We start from the raw sequence: 15,582 nt of genomic DNA on the forward strand, positions 1-15,582 counted from the left end.
GCTTACAGTCGACGGCGGACTCACCAGTCCAAGGCCCCGTCCTGCCAGACAAAGGCCCCCTTTTTCTCCACCCCCCTCCTGTCCGGAAGGCGGCGATCATGATCGACCCCGTAGCCAAGTTTCCGAGCGAGCTGGACCAGCTCCCGGACCGTGACACCGAGGAGACCGCCGAATGGGCGGCCTCCCTCGATGCCGTCGCCAAGGCCGCCGGCCCGCACCGGGCCGCGTATCTGATGCGCCGCACGCTGCAGCACGCCGAAGGCGCGGGCCTGGCCCTGCCGAAGCTGCTGGAGACGGACTACGTCAACACCATTCCGTCCTCCGCGGAGCCCGTCATCGACGGCGACGAGGAGATGGAGCGCCGGATCACCGCGTGGAACCGCTGGAACGCGGCCGCCATGGTGACCCGGGGCTCGAAGTACGGCGTCGGCGGCCACATAGCGACCTTCGCGTCCGCGGCCTGGCTGTACGAGACCGGCTTCAACCACTTCTTCCGCGGGAAGGAGGGCGACGGCTCCGGTGACCAGCTCTACATCCAGGGTCACGCCTCGCCCGGCATCTACGCCCGCGCCTTCCTCGACGGCCGCCTGACCGAGGCGCACCTCGACAAGTTCCGCCAGGAGTCCGGCGGCGACGGCCTGCCGTCCTACCCGCACCCGCGCCGGCTGCCCTGGCTGTGGGAGTTCCCGACCGTCTCCATGGGCCTCGGCCCGCTGTCGGCGATCTACCAGGCCCGGTTCAACCGGTACCTCACCAACCGCAACATCAAGGACGTCTCCAACTCCCACGTGTGGGCGTTCCTCGGTGACGGCGAGATGGACGAGCCCGAGTCGACGGCGGCCCTCGCGCTCGCCGCCCGCGAGGGTCTCGACAACCTGACCTTCGTCATCAACTGCAACCTGCAGCGCCTCGACGGCCCGGTCCGCGCCAACTTCAAGATCGTGCAGGAGCTGGAGGCCCAGTTCCGCGGCGCCGGCTGGAACGTCGTGAAGTCGCTGTGGGGCGGCGCCTGGGACGAGCTCTTCCAGCTCGACACCACCGGCGCCCTGGTCCGCCGCCTGCGCGAGGTCCCGGACGCCCAGGTGCAGACGTACCAGACGCGTGACGCGGCCTACATCCGCGAGGACTTCTTCGGCAAGGACCCGGCGCTCGTCGCGATGGCGAAGCTGCTGAGCGACGACAAGATCCTGGAGTGCTTCCACCTGTCGCGCGGTGGCCACGAGCCGCGCAAGGTGTTCGCCGCCTACAAGACCGCCCTGTCCCACAAGGGTGCGCCGACCGTGATCCTGGCGCAGACCGTCAAGGGCTTCACTCTCGGTGAGGGCTTCGCGTCCAAGAACGCGAACCACCAGATGAAGAAGCTGACGACGGACGAGTTCAAGAACATGCGTGACCTTCTTGAACTCCCCATCTCCGACGCCCAGTTCATCGACGGTGTGGTTCCCTACGGCCACCCCGGCGCCGACTCCCCCGAGGTCCGCTACCTCCAGGAGCGCCGCGCGGCGCTCGGCGGTCCGGCCCCGGCCCGCCGCAGCCACGCGATCGAGGCGCTGCCGGCCCCGGCCGACAAGTCGTTCGCGGCCTTCGACAAGGGCTCCGGCAGCCAGTCCATGGCCACCACCATGGCGTTCGTCCGGCTGATGAAGGACCTGATCCGCGACAAGGTGACCGGCAAGCGCTGGGTCCCGATCGTCCCGGACGAGGCCCGCACCTTCGGCATGGAGTCGCTGTTCCCCTCGCTCGGCATCTACTCGCCGAAGGGCCAGACGTACGAGCCGGTCGACCGCGACCAGCTGATGTACTACCGCGAGGCCAAGGACGGCCAGATCCTCAACGAGGGCATCACCGAGGCCGGTTCGATGGCCGACTTCATCGCCGCGTCCAGCGCGTACGCCACGCACGGCGAAGCGATGATCCCGTTCTACATCTTCTACTCGATGTTCGGCTGGCAGCGCACGGCCGACCAGATGTGGCAGCTCGGCGACCAGCTCGGCCGCGGCTTCCTGGTGGGCGCCACCGCCGGCCGTACGACGCTGACCGGTGAGGGCCTCCAGCACGCGGACGGCCACTCGCCGATGATCGCGGCAACCAACCCGGCGGCCATGTCGTACGACCCGGCCTTCGCCTACGAGGTCGCGGCCATCGTCAAGGACGGTCTGCGCCGGATGTACGGCGAGGCCGCCCCGGGCGAGGACCAGAACGTCTTCTACTACTTGACCGTCTACAACGAGCCCATGCCGCAGCCGGCGAAGCCCGCGGGCATCGACGAGGGCATCGTCAAGGGCCTGTACCGCTTCAACACGGCGGAGTCGGCAGGCGTCACGGTCCCGGTCAACGCCTCGCGCATCCAGCTGCTCGGCTCCGGCACGGCGATCCACTGGGCGCTCGAAGCGCAGAAGCTGCTCGCCGCGGAGTGGGGCGTGGCCGCCGACGTATGGTCCGCCACCTCCTGGACCGAGCTGCGCCGCGACGCCCTCGAAGCGGACGCCGCCCTGCTGCGCGGCGAAGAGCGGACTCCCTTCATCCGCACGGCACTTGAGGGCGTGGACTCCCCCGTCCTCGCGGTCTCCGACTACATGCGCCAGGTCCCGGACCAGATCGCGCAGTGGGTCGAGCAGGACTACTCCTCGCTCGGCGCGGACGGCTTCGGCCTCTCCGACACCCGCGAGGCGGCCCGCCGCCACTTCGGCGTCGACGCCCAGTCGATCGTCGTCGCGGCCCTGGCCCAGCTCGCCAAGCGCGGCGAGGTCCCGGTCACGGCCGTGAAGGAAGCACGCGAGCGCTACGGCCTGTAGGCCCTTCCGCTCCACACACGTGTGCCCCGTCCCGATTGCCGGGTCGGGGCACCCGTGCGTGAATGGTCGACCGGGGGCGCCAAAGACTCCGGGAGCACCGTATGAAGATGCACAACCGTCCGTCCGCGCCCACCTGGGCCGACCTCTCGACCACCGACGTACCCGCTGCCAAGGCCTTCTACGGGGGCCTCTTCGGCTGGCACGGCGAGGACGTGCCCATGAAGGAGGCGGGCGGCTACGGCATGTTCCTCCTCGGCGACCAGTACGTCGGCGGGTACGGGCCGTGCATGGCGCCGGGGCAGCCGGTGGCCTGGCTGGGGTACTTCCAGGTCGAGTCCGCCGACGCGACGGCCGCGGCGGTGACGGGCAACGGCGGCTCGATCATCGCCGGTCCCATGGACGTCTTCGAGTCCGGCCGGCTCGCCGTGCTCGCCGACCCGGAGGGCGCGGTCTTCGGCATCTGGCAGCCGAAGGAGCACAAGGGTTTCGGGGTCGTGGACCAGCCGAACAGCCTGTGCTGGTTCGAGCTGATGGTGCGGAACGCGGACCAGGCGAAGACGTTCTACCAGTCGGTCTTCGGCTGGGACGGCGGCACCGAGCCCTACGGCAACTCCGAGTACACCGAGTGGAAGCTCGACGGGGAGAGCTTCGGCGGCATGATGCGGATGACCGACGACTTCCCGCCGGAGGTGCCGGCGCACTGGATGGTGTACGTCCAGGTCGAGGACTGCGACATGGCGGCGGAGAAAGCGAAGGAACTGGGCGGCGGAGTCCACGTCCCCCCCACCACCATCCCCCCGGGCCGCTTCGCCATGCTGAGCGACCCCCAGGGCGGAATGTTCTCGGTGATCGCCCTGACAAACCCGGAGTAGCCCCACCGAAATCAAGCCCCTCCCCGCCCCTTCCCTAAACCCTCCGGGGGGCCAAAACCCTCCGGGGCAAAATCAGGCCCCCCGGCCAGCGAAGATCAAGCCCCTCCGGGGGGCCAAAAGCCCTACGGGGGCAAAATCAAGCCCCTCATGGGGGTCCCCCCTGGCCCTTTAGGCCTTGGGGGAGATTGAGGAGCGGGGGTCCGGGGGCAGCGCCCCCGGCAACGGCCCGCGGCCGAACCGCGACAGAAGCACCGGGGTCCAGGGGCAGCGCCCCGCTCACCCCGCCCGGCCAAGGGCATCCTCCAACTCCCACGCCGCGCACGCGCATTGGCACACCCTGGCAGACAACTCGCCCCCATTGGCAGCCCGTTGTAGAGTTGAGGCGTGCCTGGAAACAGCGCTTCGACCGATGGACAGCGTCGTCCGCGGGATGTGGTCGCGGACGGCCTGCGTGCTCTCATCTCCGGCGGAGACCTGCGCGTGGGCGAGCGGATCCCGACCCAGGCGGAGCTCAGCCGGCGGTTCGCCGTTCCGCGCGGCGCGGTACGCGGCGCCGTCGAACTCCTTGAGCGGGAAGGCCTGATCAGGCGGGCCCAGCAGGGCACCCCGCCGACGGTCGCCCACCCCGCCACCGTGCCGGTGCCGGCCACCCGACGCCCGGCGCCCCAGCCGCGCCGCAACTCACCGCGGCCCGCCGGGCTCTTCCTCAGCGAGCGGGTGGCGCAGTGCTTCCGCCAGGACGAGGTGACCATCGACGCGTACTGCCTCAACGGCGAGACGCTCGCCTCCGCGCTCGCGGGGCCGCTGGTCGCCATACAGGCCGACGGCTCGGGCCCGCGCCGGGTGGCCGTCCGCATCCTGCTGCCCGCCGCGGAGGACCCGCTGGCCCTCCCCCAGGTGATCGGCGACCCGGAGAACGCCCGGCCGCGCGAACGGCTGCGGATCACCAGCAACCACATCTACGGCTCGCTGCGCCACTCGCTGCGCATGCTCAAGGTGCGCGATCTGGTCCAGGACGTGACGGTCGAGGCCCGCAAGGTGTCGATCACCCCGACCCAGAAGGTCTACATCCTCAACGGCCGCGAAGTCCTGGCCGGCCACTACCAGGTGACGGAGCGGACGGTGGACCTCGACCGGAGCCCGATCGAGATCTACGACATGCTGGGCGTGGAGGGCATGCTCTTCCGGCACACCGCGGTGGACGGGGACCAGGTGACCAGCACCTACGTCGAGCAGACCCAGCAGTGGTTCGACTCGCTGTGGAACACCATCGCCCGCCCCATGGACCCCAACTGAGTGAGCCGATGGACCGGGGCGGGTCGAGACACAGGATCTCAGCCGGTCAGGCGGCGATCAGCAGGAGCACCAGGAGCACGGCCGCCCCGCACACCAGGTTCGTACCCGGCCCGGCCGCGAAGGGCCGCGTCGACTCCCGGCCCGCGCCATCGCGGCCCTTCGCCAGGAGCACCCCCAGGGCCAGCACCAGCAGCCCGGGCGGGCCGAGCAGGGGCGCCAGCACACCCGCGTTCGACAGCAGTTCGAGGACGATCTGCACTCGGGTCTCCGCTCCCATGGAACACCTCCTCCGGTTGTCGCCGCCGCGGACCGCACCGTACTGACTGACGATTGGCACCCTCATTGGCCGGCGATTCTGTTCCCTCCTCCTACCCGGACTGAATGGCAGCCATCTATGGTCAACCGGCTGCATATCAATCAACACATCTATGCCAATGGGTAGTTGAACGAGCATCGGATTCAACCAAACGGGCAACCCGGCCAGTTGACCGGTTCTCGCAGCCATCTGTCCTGCCTTGACCGCGAGTTGTAGCCTCGCCGGGTGACGACCCACACCTCAGGGGCCGACCGGGACGCCACCGGGGAGACCCCCCGCTACCGATCGGTCGCCGACGCGCTGCGCCAGGACGTCCAGAACGGGGTGCCGGCACCCGGCGACGCGCTGCCCAAGCAGGACCAGCTCATGCGCCGGTTCCGCTGCGGACGCGGCACCGTACAGAAGGCGCTCCAGCTGCTGCGCGAAGAGGGGCTCCTGGAGGCCGGGGTGCCGGGCCGGGGTGCCCGAGTGGCCCGGCAGGCTGCCATCGGGCGGCCATTGGTCCACTACGTGTCCCGCGCGTTCGACGCGCCCCACGTCTCGCTGGACGTCTGGTCGCTGCACACCGAGGAGCTCTCCCGGGCCGTCCAGCAGCAGGCCGAGCTCATCCGGCTCGGCGACCGGGCGGCGCCGCAGTCGATCCGGGTACGGGTCCTGGTACCGGATCTGGACACCCACCACCCCTACCCGCGGCACGTCGACGACCCGTCCGATCTGCGCCCGCTGCGGCGGCTGCGCAGGGTCGTCCGGATGTACGCGGAGGCGCTGCACCACTCGCTCACCCAGCTGGCCGAGGAGGGCTCGGTCGGCTCGGTCTCCGTGGAGATCCGGGGCCTGCCGACGGTGCCCGGCGAGAAGCGCTACCTCATCAACGGCACACAGATGCTGACCGGCTACTACTTCCTGCGCACCACCCGCATCCTGGTCGACGCCGCCTCCGTAGAGGTGCTCGAACTGCACAGCGACACCCTGTTCCCGGCGACCCTGGAGGGGAACGGGGCCCGGTCCCTGGAGCGGGCGGAGCTCCAGCAGGTCCAGGCCTGGTTCAACTCGCGCTGGGACATGGTGGCGCAGCCGCTGCGGCTCCTCGACGAGTGACGGGCGGAGCCCGCCGGGGTGGACGGGGAGCGGCAACCGGACGAAATACGCCGCTCCGCGTGCGCCGCCACCCCCTACCCACGATGCTGGTTCCGTGATGGACGAGACGGAGTTCTGGGAGATCGTGGACCGTACGCGCGAGGCCGCCGACGGCGACCCCGAGGAGCAGGCCGAGCTGCTCGTGGAGCGGCTGCTCCGGCTCGACCCCGACGCCGTGCTCGACTTCGCCCGCCACTTCGAGGCGCGCTACAACCGCGCCTACCACTGGGACCTGTGGGGCGCCGCGGCCGTGCTGCTCGACGGCGCGAGCGACGACGCCTTCGACTACTTCCGCTGCTGGCTCATCGGCCAGGGCCGCGAGGTCTTCGAGGGCGCGGTGCACGACCCCGACGCGCTGGCCGGTCTGCTCGGCGAGTTCGACGAGGAGATCGACGGCGACGGGGAGGAGCTCGGCTACGCGGCGGACGAGGCGTACGAGCAGCTCACCGGCGTCGTGGCGCCGGACCTCGGCATCCCGCCGCAGGCCGCCGAGCCGGCGGGCACCCCGCTGGACTTCGAGGACGAGTCCGCGCTCGCGGCCCGTTTCCCCCGCCTGTGGGAGCGCTTCGGCGCGGAGTGAGCGAAGGGCGCGCGCCGGGGGTCAGACGTGGGCGGGCGCGCGCCGGGGGTCAGAAATGCGTTCCGCCGTCGACGCGGACCTCGGTGCCGGTGATGAAGCGGCCGTCGTCGCTGGCCAGCATCGCGACCACCGACGCCACCGTCTCCGGACCCGCGAAGCCCTGGCCGATGGCCGGGGCCAGCTTCATGAAGAGCGACATGTCGGCGTCCGCGGGCAGGCCGGGGCCGATGCTCGACCGGGAGGCGCCGGTGCCGTCGGTCATGCCGGAGGAGATCGAGCCGGGCTGCACGGCGGTGAAGCGGATGCCCTGCTTGGCGTACTCGGCGGCGAGCGCGTGCGTCATCGACTGGATGCCGCCCTTGCTGGCCGCGTACGCCGCCATGTACGGGTGGGCGAACGCCGCCGAGGTGGAGCTGAAGTTGACGACGGCCGCGCCGTTGCCTTCGAGCAGCGCCGGGATCGCCTCGCGGATCATCAGGAAGGTGCCGGTCAGATTGACCGCGATGATCTTGTTGAAGTCGGCCAGGGTGGTCTCGTGGGTGTGCGAGGAGCGCAGGATGCCGGCCGCGTTGACCAGCACGTCCAGGCCGCCGAGCGCGGAGACGGCGGCGCCGACGCCCGCGCGTACCGACTCCTCGTCCGCTATGTCGAGAACGAGGGTGGTGAGGCGGTCGGCGGCGCCCCCGGCCTTCTCCGCGGTGTCCTTCAGGCCCGCCTCGCTCACGTCCGCGGCGACGACCCGGCCACCCTCGGCGAGCAGGCGCAGCACGGTGGCCTGCCCGATGCCCGAGCCGCCGCCGGTGATCAGTGCCCGGCGGCCTTCGTAGCGGCCGGTGACGGTGTTCGCGCTCATCACGTTCCAGCTTTCTTTGATGTCAGGGAGCCACAGCGGTATCCACCGTACGCCCACCTGGCACGTTATGCCATGGTGTCAGTCCGTGCAGGTCCCAAGGTCGCGGGCGTACGCTTGCGAGGTGACCCAGCCCGCGACCCAGCCCTCCCTGACCGAGCGCCGCAAAGCGGCGACCCAGCTCGACATCGCCCGCGCCGCCGCCGCGCTCTTCGCCGAGCACGGGCCGGACGGCACCACCGCCGAGGCGATCGCCCGGCACGCCGGGGTCGCGCTGCGCACCTTCTACCGCTACTTCCGCTCCAAGCAGGACGCGGTGGGCCCGCTGCTCTCGGGCGGCGCCGAACGCTGGCGGGCCCTGCTCGAAGCCGCCGAACCGGGCGCGCTGCCCAAGACCCTGGAGACCGCCGTCACCAAGGCGCTCTCGGTGCCCGACGCGCACACCGCCGAGCAGTTCACCTGGACCCGTGGGCTGCTGCGCGCGGCGGAGCACGACCCGGCGCTGCGCGCGGTCTGGTACCGGGTGAACCAGGACTCCGAGGAGCGTCTGCTGCCCGTGCTCAGCCGCCTGGCCGGGCCGGGCGCCGACCCCCTGGAGGTACGCCTCGCGGCGGCCGCGGCCACCGACGCGATCCGGGTGGCGCTTGAGGCGTGGGCCGGCACCGACGCGCCCGCCTCGGGTCCGGGCTCCCCCGCCGAGCTCGCCGTGCGCTGTCTGCGCGAACTCACCGGCGGCATGCGCCTGTTGACCAGCTGATGCCCCGCTGACGCAGCGGCCGGACGCGCCTACGCGTCGAGCCAGGCCAGCGCCGCCGCGGTCAGGGCCGTGACCCCGGTGGTCAGGGTGGGTTCGATGAGCGGGGCGAAGAACGGCGAGTGGTTGGACGGGATGTCCCGGTCGCGGGTGCCCGCGGCGAACGCGGCGCCGAACTCCTCGGCGTCCACTCCCCCGAACAGCCAGTAGCAGAGCGGGACTTGGGCCGCCGTGGCGAACAGGCCGACGTCCTCGCTGCCCGTCACCGGACCCGGGTCGAGCACCTTGTCGGCGCCGAGCACCGCGCCGACGGCGGCCATCGTCCGCGCCACCGCGTCCGCGTCGTTGACGAGCACCGGGAAGGAGTCGATCTCGGTGATGTCGGGCTCGCGGTCGGCCCCCGCGACGACCGCCTCACCACGCACGATCCGCTCGACGGCGCCGAGCACCTTGGCCCGCACCTCGTCCTTGTACGTACGGATGTTGAGCCTCAGCTCGGCCTCGTCCGGGATGATGTTGTCCTTGGTCCCCGCGTGCAGCGCGCCCACGGTGACGACGGCCGTCTCACCGGCCGGGACCTCGCGCGAGACGACCGTCTGGAGCCGCAGCACGGTCGACGCGGCCATCACCACCGGGTCGACGGACGCCTCGGGCCGCGAACCGTGCGCGCCCTTCCCGTACATGACCACCTTGAGCGCGTCGGTGGCGGCGAAGGCGGGGCCCGCGTGCGCGCCGACCATCCCGGCGGGGAACGGTGCCACGTGCTGGCCGAGCACGATGTCCGGGGTCCCGAACCGCTCGTAGAGCCCGTCCTCGACCATGGCCCGCGCGCCCTGCCCGAGTTCCTCGGCGGGCTGGAACACGCCGAGGACCGTACCGCGCCACAGCGAGCGGGCGTCGGCGAGCAGCTTGAGGGCGCCGAGGAGGCAGGTGACGTGCATGTCGTGCCCGCAGGCGTGCATGACCCCCTCGACGGTCGAGGCGTAGTCGAGTCCGGTCCGCTCGCGCACCGGCAGCGCGTCGAAGTCGGCACGCAGCAGCACGGTGGGCCCGGGCCCGTTCGCGAGGACGGCCACGACTCCGGTCCGTCCGACCCCGGTGGCCACCTCGTACCCGAACTCCCTTGCCCTGCGGGCGAGTTCGGCGGCGGTGCGGTGCTCGGCGAAGGAGAGCTCAGGGTGTGCGTGCAGATCGCGGTAGAGCCCGGCGAGATCGTCGCGGATGGCGTCGAGCCCCCGCAGAGCGGTCGTCGCGGTCGCCTTGGCCTGTGCCGTGCAATCGGGCACGCTGCCCACCTTTCGAAAGTTCGGGACGGCCTTCCTGATCAGTCGTTCAGAAGAAGCGAGCGACCCATCAGCACATCGTCGACGTACGTGCCATCAAGCAGGAACTCGCCGGGCAGTACGCCCTCGACGGCGAAGCCCTCCGCTTCGTACAGCGCCCGGGCCGGAGTGTTGTGGGCCAGGACGCGCAGGGTGATGCGGGTCGCGCCCTGGCGGCGGCAGGCCTCGTACGCGGCGCGCAGCAGCGCGCGCCCGACGCCCCGGCCGCGCGCCGATTCGGCGACTTCGAGCCCCTGGATCTGCCGGACGTGCCTGTTGCAGGCGAGCGGAGTGGGCGGAACGATCCGTATGTACCCCGCGATCTCTCCGTCCACCTCGGCGACGAGGAAGTCCGCGGGCACGTGCCGCTCGTCGAAGAAGGGCTCGTACGGCGGCACCGGGCGCGGCGCCACGGCGTGCAGCGGGGACCAGACCGCACGGGTGAGCACACCGAGCGCCTCGCCGTCGGAGGGCAGGGCGGTCCGTATGAGCAGAGCGGGCGCGGTACTGGGCTGGGTGTACGACTCGGACATGGGGTCACTGTGCCATGGGGGGCGCGGGGCGCGAGGATGGATTTCATGAAGATCGCGGTGACGGGCTCGACAGGACTGATCGGTACGGAGCTGGTGCGCTCGCTGCGGGCGGACGGGCACGAGGTGGTACGTCTCGTACGGCGCCGGCCGGCCGGGCCGGACGAGATCGCATGGGATCCCGTACGCGGGCACGTGGACACGGCGGGTCTGGCCGGCTGCGCGGCGGTGGTCCATCTGGCCGGGGCTGGCGTGGCCGATCACCGCTGGACCCCGGCATACAAGAAGGAGCTGCGGGACAGCAGGGTGCTGGGCACGGCCGCGATCGCCGAGGCGGTGGCCTCCCTGGACACCCCGCCGCGGGTACTGGTGTCGGGCTCGGCGATCGGCTACTACGGCGACACCGGCGACCGCGCGGTGGACGAATCGGCGCCGCCGGGCGACGGCTTCCTCGCCTCGCTGTGCGTGGAGTGGGAGGCGGCGGCGGCCCCGGCGGCCGAGGCGGGCATCCGCACGGCGTTCGCGCGCACGGGTCTCGTGGTGGCCCGGCAGGGCGGAGCGTGGGCGAAACTGTTTCCCCTGTTCCAGGCGGGCCTGGGAGGCCGCCTGGGCAATGGCAACCAGTACTGGTCGTACATCGCCCTGCACGACGAGGTGGCGGCGCTACGTTTCATGATCGACACGGAGTCGGTCGCGGGCCCGGTCAACCTGACCGCCCCCGACCCGGTGACCAACCGCGAGGTGACGGTGGCGATGTCCCGGATCCTGCACCGCCCGGCCCTCCTCCCCGTCCCGGCCCCCGCGATCAGGCTGGCCCTCGGCGAGTTCGCGCAGGACGTCCTGTCCAGCCAACGCGTGGTGCCTGCCCGGCTGCTTTCGGCGGGGTTCAGGTTCGCGTTCCCGGGGGTGGAGAAGGCGATCGGGGCGGCGGCGGTTTAGTACCCGCCCTCCCCCAAGCTCTTGAAGAGCAGGGGGGAGTTTGAGGAGCGGGGGTGCAGGGGGTAGAGCCCCCGCGGGGTCTGGGGCGCAGCCCCGGGAGGCCCGAGCTGTCCAACCCCGCGCAACGGGCGGGGGTGGGAAACCCCCCTTCCCCGCCCCCCGGAGGGCCACCGTGCGCCCGCATGCCCCCGCACCCACCCCCCTGCGCGCGGGCCCGCCCGGCAGAACGTCCCTACTCTCTCCTCGAACTGCGGCATTCCGTGGGCCAGTTGGGGGCATGAGGCTTCCACCTACCGCGCCTACCTCGGGGAGGGCCACGTGCTCAGCACCGCACACCATGCGGACGTACTCATCGTGGGGGCCGGGCTCGCGGGCCTGTCAGCGGCTCATCAGCTGACCGGCGCGGGAGTCACGGTCAGCGTTCTGGAAGCCGCCCCGACCGTGGGCGGCCGCATGTCGACCGGCTCGGTCGACGGCTTCCGGCTGGACCGGATCGGCCAGCTCCTTTCGACCTCGTACCCGGAGCTGACCCGCACGCCCGGTCTGGACGACCTGCCGCTGCGCCCGTTCTCGCCCGGCGTCCTCGTGCACAGCGAGGGCCGGCACTACCGGGCGGGAGCGACCGGGAGCGCAAGGGGCGCACTGGCCGCCGCGCGCGCCCGGGCGAGCGCCCCTCGGGGCACGGTCACCCCGCTCGGCGGCGCCCTGGATCAGGCCCGGCTCGGCAAGGCGCTCGCCCGGCTGGCCGCGACCTCCGTCGAGCGGATCATCTCCCGGCCCGAACTCCCCATCAGGCAGGCCCTGTTGAACCGGGGCCTGCCCGCCCGCACCCTGGACGGCTTCGTCCGCCCGCTGCTCTCCGCGCTGCTCTGCGACCCGGACCTGACCACGTCGAGCCGCATCGCCGACCTCGCCCTGCGCGGCTTCGCGCGCGGCCGGCTGTGCGTTCCGGCGGGCGGCGCGGCCACCCTGCCGGAGCTCCTCGCGAACGCGCTGCCGCCCGGCACGGTACGTACCGGCGTGAAAGTCACGTCCGTCGCCACCACCTCGGTCACCACCGCCGACCACGGCGTGCTCGGCTGCCGCTCCCTGCTCCTGGCCACCGACGCCCCCGCCGCCGCCGAGCTCCTGCCCGGCCTGCGGGTCCCCGCCTTCCACCCGCTGACCGTGCTGCACCACACCGCCCCCGAGTCCCCGCTGGCCGACCCGGCACTGCTCCTGGACGCGGACCGCAGCGGGCCGGTGGCGTACAGCTCGGTGATGAGCGAGGTCGACCCGAGCCGTGCGCCGCGCGGCCGGGCCCTGGTCACCTCGGCTGTGCTCGGCACTGCGCCCGACGACGTGGAGAGCGCCGTACGCCGCCAACTGGCGCGCCTGTACGCCACGTCCACCGCCGACTGGGAGCTGCTCGCCGTGCACCACACCCCGCAGGCCGTGCCCGCGATGCCCGCCCCGCACGATCTGCGCCGCCCGGTCCGCCTCCTCGCGGGCCTGTACGTGTGCGGCGACCACCGCGACACCGGCACCGTCCAGGGCGCCCTGTACTCGGGCCGCCGCGCCGCCCGGGCGATCCTCACCGACCTGGGCGTCCAGTCCTGGCGGGCGGCACCGGAGGTGATCCGCAAGGCGGCCTGACCGGCGCGGAACATCAGCCCAACGCGGCCACCTTGTCCCGGTAGTTGCGCACCGCGGCCGCGTCCCGGTACGGCTCCAAGCGGCGCTCGAAGTCGCGTACGTACTCCACCGCGCGGGCCGACCGCATCTCGCTCGCCTGCTGGGCCGCCTCCGCGCCCAGCGCGCAGGCCTGGTCGAGTTCGCCGAGGCCGAGGCGGGCCGTGGCGAGCACGATCCGGCAGAACAGCCGGGAGCGGGCGTATCCGGGGGCGCGCAGTTGCAGCGAGCGCTCGGCGTGCTGGGCGGCCGCGCGGTACTGCTGGAGGTCGCGGTGGGCGTGGCCGAATTCGTCGGCCAGTTGCGCCTCGTCGAAGAAGCGGGCCCAGTGCGGCACGTCGTCGCCGGGCCGCGCGCTCTCCAGCGCCCGTTCGGCCCGTACCAGCGAGGCGGTGCACGCCCGCACCTCGCCGAGCACCGCGTGCCCGCGCGCTTCCACCGCGTTGAGCAGCGACTGCACGACGGGCGGCGCCGCGGCCCCCACGCCCTGCTGGGCGACCCGGGCCAGCTGGACCGCCTCCCGCCCGTGCCCGAGGTAGACGGCCTGCCGGCTCATCGTGACCAGCACATACGAGCCGTAGGCCCGGTCGCCCGCCGCCTGGGACAGCCGCAGCGCCTGCACGAAGTACCGCTGCGCGAGCCCGTGGGCCACGATGTCGTACGAGGTCCAGCCCGCCAGTCTGGTCAGGTCCGCCGCGGCCGCGAAGAGCTTGCGCCCCACGTTCTCGCCGTAGGTGCCGCGCAGCATCGGCTCGGCCTCGTGTTCCAGATAGCGGACCAGCGCCTGCCGGGCGTGCCCGCCGCCGTAGGCGTGGTCCAGGGTGCGGAACAGCTCGGCCACCGAGCGCAGCGCCGCGATGTCGCCGCTGGTCACCCGCTGGCCGGGGCCGCGGTCGGTGGTCCGCTGGCGGGGTACGGACGAGCGGCCCTGGGCCGGGATGCGCGTCACGTTGCCCTGCGCGGCGGGGTCGCCGCGCCCCACCCGGTCGTCGGGCCGCCCGATCAGCCAGTCCCGGCTGGGGACGACCAGGCCTGCCGGGGTGAACGCGATCTTGCGCAGTTCGGCATGGCTGCCGGAGTCCTTGCGCCACAGGCCGCTGACGATGTCGACGGCCTCCTCCGGCGTCGCCGCGAATTCGAGCCCCGCGTACACCGGCGCGCAGGCGTCGAGCCCGAGGTCCTGTGCGGAGAGCCGGCGTCCGAGTCGCCGGGTGAAGACCTCGGCGATCAGCGCGGGCGTGGTGCCGCGCGGCTGCTGACCGCGCAGCCACCGGGTCACCGACGTCTTGTCGTAGCGCAGATCCAGGCCGTGCTCCAGGCCGAGCTGGTCAACGCGGCGGGCGAGCCCGGCATTGGAGAACCCGGCTTCTGCGATGAGTGCGGCGAGCTGGCGGTTGGGGGTGCGCTGCGAGGGTCGTTCCGTCATCAGCTCTGCGTTCTCCTGCCTTCCGGGCCGAGGTTGCAGCCCTCATGGAACGGCGAGAATTTAGCGGTCAATACGGCCGGTGCCGCCACCTTCGCCCCGCATTCATCCGATCGTGTGGTGACGTGCCGTTTCTGCCGGGCTCCGGGGGCGTGCCGGGGCTGTCGAACAGGGTCGTACAGTGAGGGAGGGCGCTGCACCGATTGCATCCGAGAAGTTCGACAGGGGAGCTGGCGTGAACGAGCTGCGATTTGTCCGGCTGGGATTCGGCGAGGACGCGGTCGACTATCAGGAAGCCTGGGACGAGCAGCGCCGGGTGCACGCGGCCCGGTTCGCGGACGAGCTTCCGGACACCTGCCTGCTGGTCGAGCACCCCCCGGTCTACACCGCGGGCCGGCGCACCGAGGACAGCGAGCGCCCCCTGGACGGCACCCCGGTCATCGACGTCGACCGCGGCGGCAAGATCACCTGGCACGGCCCGGGCCAGCTCGTCGGCTACCCGATCCAGAAGCTGCCCCGCCCGGTGGACGTGGTCGCGCACGTACGCCGTCTTGAGGAGGCCCTGATCCGTACCGCCGCCGACTTCGGTCTGGCGACCACCCGGGTCGAGGGCCGCAGCGGCGTGTGGGTGCTCGGCGACCCGGTGGAGCAGCGCCCGAAGCTCGGCGGCCTGTCCCTCGACTTCGACCCGCGGCTGAACGACGAGGAGTTCGACGCCCGCCTCAACGGCCCCCAGTACGCGCCCTCCAACGCCGGCCAGCGCCGCGAGGACCGCAAGCTGGCGGCGATCGGCATCCGGGTCGCCAAGGGCGTCACGATGCACGGCTTCTCGTTCAACGTGAACCCGGACAACACCTGGTTCGACCGGATCGTGCCGTGCGGGATCCGCGACGCGGGTGTGACGTCGCTCTCGTACGAGCTGGGCCGCGAGGTGACCATCGCCGAGGTGCTGCCGGTGGCCGAGAAGCACCTGCGCGACGTCCTGGAGCACGCCGAGCTCGCCCCGCGCGAGATCGAGCGGGCCTCGGCCTGAGGGAATGCCCTGCGGCCGCCCCGGGTTGCCCCTGGCGGGAGCCGCACCTCACCCCAGTAATTAA

General features: G+C 72.1%; 14 protein-coding genes. 9 read left to right on the forward strand and 5 right to left on the reverse strand.

Annotation, left to right across the window (positions count from 1 at the left end; genetic code table 11):
* Positions 1 to 98: 98 nt before the first annotated feature.
* The 3 genes from aceE (at position 99) to ACIBK6_RS08625 (ending at position 4,963) form a co-directional block, all read left to right on the forward strand.
* Positions 99 to 2,795, forward strand: a complete 2,697-nt coding sequence (aceE, locus tag ACIBK6_RS08615; protein ID WP_399049954.1) for a pyruvate dehydrogenase (acetyl-transferring), homodimeric type — start codon at positions 99 to 101, stop codon at positions 2,793 to 2,795.
* A gap of 101 nt (positions 2,796 to 2,896) precedes the next feature.
* Positions 2,897 to 3,667, forward strand: coding sequence for a VOC family protein (locus ACIBK6_RS08620; protein ID WP_399049955.1), 771 nt, complete (start codon positions 2,897 to 2,899; stop codon positions 3,665 to 3,667).
* A gap of 384 nt (positions 3,668 to 4,051) precedes the next feature.
* Positions 4,052 to 4,963 (forward strand): FadR/GntR family transcriptional regulator, encoded by a 912-nt coding sequence (locus ACIBK6_RS08625; RefSeq protein WP_399049956.1) that lies wholly within the window; start codon positions 4,052 to 4,054, stop codon positions 4,961 to 4,963.
* 46 nt (positions 4,964 to 5,009) lie between these two features.
* Here ACIBK6_RS08625 and ACIBK6_RS08630 read toward each other — a convergent pair whose 3' ends face one another.
* The gene (locus ACIBK6_RS08630; RefSeq protein ID WP_399049958.1) at positions 5,010 to 5,240 is read right to left on the reverse strand and encodes a hypothetical protein; all 231 of its coding nucleotides are present in this window, start codon (positions 5,238 to 5,240) and stop codon (positions 5,010 to 5,012) included.
* A gap of 264 nt (positions 5,241 to 5,504) precedes the next feature.
* Here ACIBK6_RS08630 and ACIBK6_RS08635 point away from each other — a divergent pair, with 264 nt between their 5' ends.
* A complete protein-coding gene (locus tag ACIBK6_RS08635; protein ID WP_399049959.1) occupies positions 5,505 to 6,377 on the forward strand; it encodes a winged helix-turn-helix domain-containing protein in 873 nt (290 codons plus the stop codon).
* 97 nt (positions 6,378 to 6,474) lie between these two features.
* Positions 6,475 to 6,996, forward strand: coding sequence for a DUF4240 domain-containing protein (locus ACIBK6_RS08640; RefSeq protein WP_399050177.1), 522 nt, complete (start codon positions 6,475 to 6,477; stop codon positions 6,994 to 6,996).
* 49 nt (positions 6,997 to 7,045) lie between these two features.
* Here the strand turns inward: ACIBK6_RS08640 and ACIBK6_RS08645 are convergent, their stop codons facing one another.
* Positions 7,046 to 7,849 (reverse strand): SDR family NAD(P)-dependent oxidoreductase, encoded by an 804-nt coding sequence (locus ACIBK6_RS08645; protein WP_399049961.1) that lies wholly within the window; start codon positions 7,847 to 7,849, stop codon positions 7,046 to 7,048.
* 121 nt (positions 7,850 to 7,970) lie between these two features.
* Here ACIBK6_RS08645 and ACIBK6_RS08650 point away from each other — a divergent pair, with 121 nt between their 5' ends.
* Complete coding sequence (locus ACIBK6_RS08650) at positions 7,971 to 8,603, forward strand: TetR/AcrR family transcriptional regulator (RefSeq protein WP_399049962.1); 633 nt, start codon at positions 7,971 to 7,973, stop codon at positions 8,601 to 8,603.
* Positions 8,604 to 8,632: 29 nt separating this feature from the next.
* Here the strand turns inward: ACIBK6_RS08650 and ACIBK6_RS08655 are convergent, their stop codons facing one another.
* Positions 8,633 to 9,841, reverse strand: a complete 1,209-nt coding sequence (locus tag ACIBK6_RS08655; protein WP_399050179.1) for an amidohydrolase — start codon at positions 9,839 to 9,841, stop codon at positions 8,633 to 8,635.
* Between the two features lie 83 nt (positions 9,842 to 9,924).
* Positions 9,925 to 10,455, reverse strand: a complete 531-nt coding sequence (locus ACIBK6_RS08660; protein ID WP_399049963.1) for a GNAT family N-acetyltransferase — start codon at positions 10,453 to 10,455, stop codon at positions 9,925 to 9,927.
* Positions 10,456 to 10,491: 36 nt separating this feature from the next.
* Between ACIBK6_RS08660 and ACIBK6_RS08665 the strand changes: the two genes are divergently transcribed.
* Both ACIBK6_RS08665 and ACIBK6_RS08670 read left to right on the forward strand, forming a co-directional pair.
* Positions 10,492 to 11,391, forward strand: coding sequence for a TIGR01777 family oxidoreductase (locus ACIBK6_RS08665; RefSeq protein WP_399049964.1), 900 nt, complete (start codon positions 10,492 to 10,494; stop codon positions 11,389 to 11,391).
* A gap of 318 nt (positions 11,392 to 11,709) precedes the next feature.
* Entirely contained in the window at positions 11,710 to 13,026 is a 1,317-nt protein-coding gene (locus ACIBK6_RS08670; RefSeq protein ID WP_399049965.1) for an NAD(P)/FAD-dependent oxidoreductase, read from the forward strand.
* 13 nt (positions 13,027 to 13,039) lie between these two features.
* On the opposite strand, the gene ACIBK6_RS08675 is transcribed toward ACIBK6_RS08670, so the two are convergent.
* Positions 13,040 to 14,488 carry a regulator gene (locus tag ACIBK6_RS08675; RefSeq protein ID WP_399049966.1) on the reverse strand — a complete coding sequence of 483 codons (1,449 nt, stop codon included), beginning with the start codon at positions 14,486 to 14,488 and terminating at the stop codon, positions 13,040 to 13,042.
* Between the two features lie 232 nt (positions 14,489 to 14,720).
* Between ACIBK6_RS08675 and lipB the strand changes: the two genes are divergently transcribed.
* Entirely contained in the window at positions 14,721 to 15,518 is a 798-nt protein-coding gene (gene lipB / locus ACIBK6_RS08680; RefSeq protein WP_399049967.1) for a lipoyl(octanoyl) transferase LipB, read from the forward strand.
* Positions 15,519 to 15,582: the final 64 nt, after the last annotated feature.

This window comes from Streptomyces sp. NPDC050485 (genome assembly GCF_044458185.1).
In the GTDB taxonomy this organism is placed as follows: Bacteria; Actinomycetota; Actinomycetes; order Streptomycetales; family Streptomycetaceae; genus Streptomyces.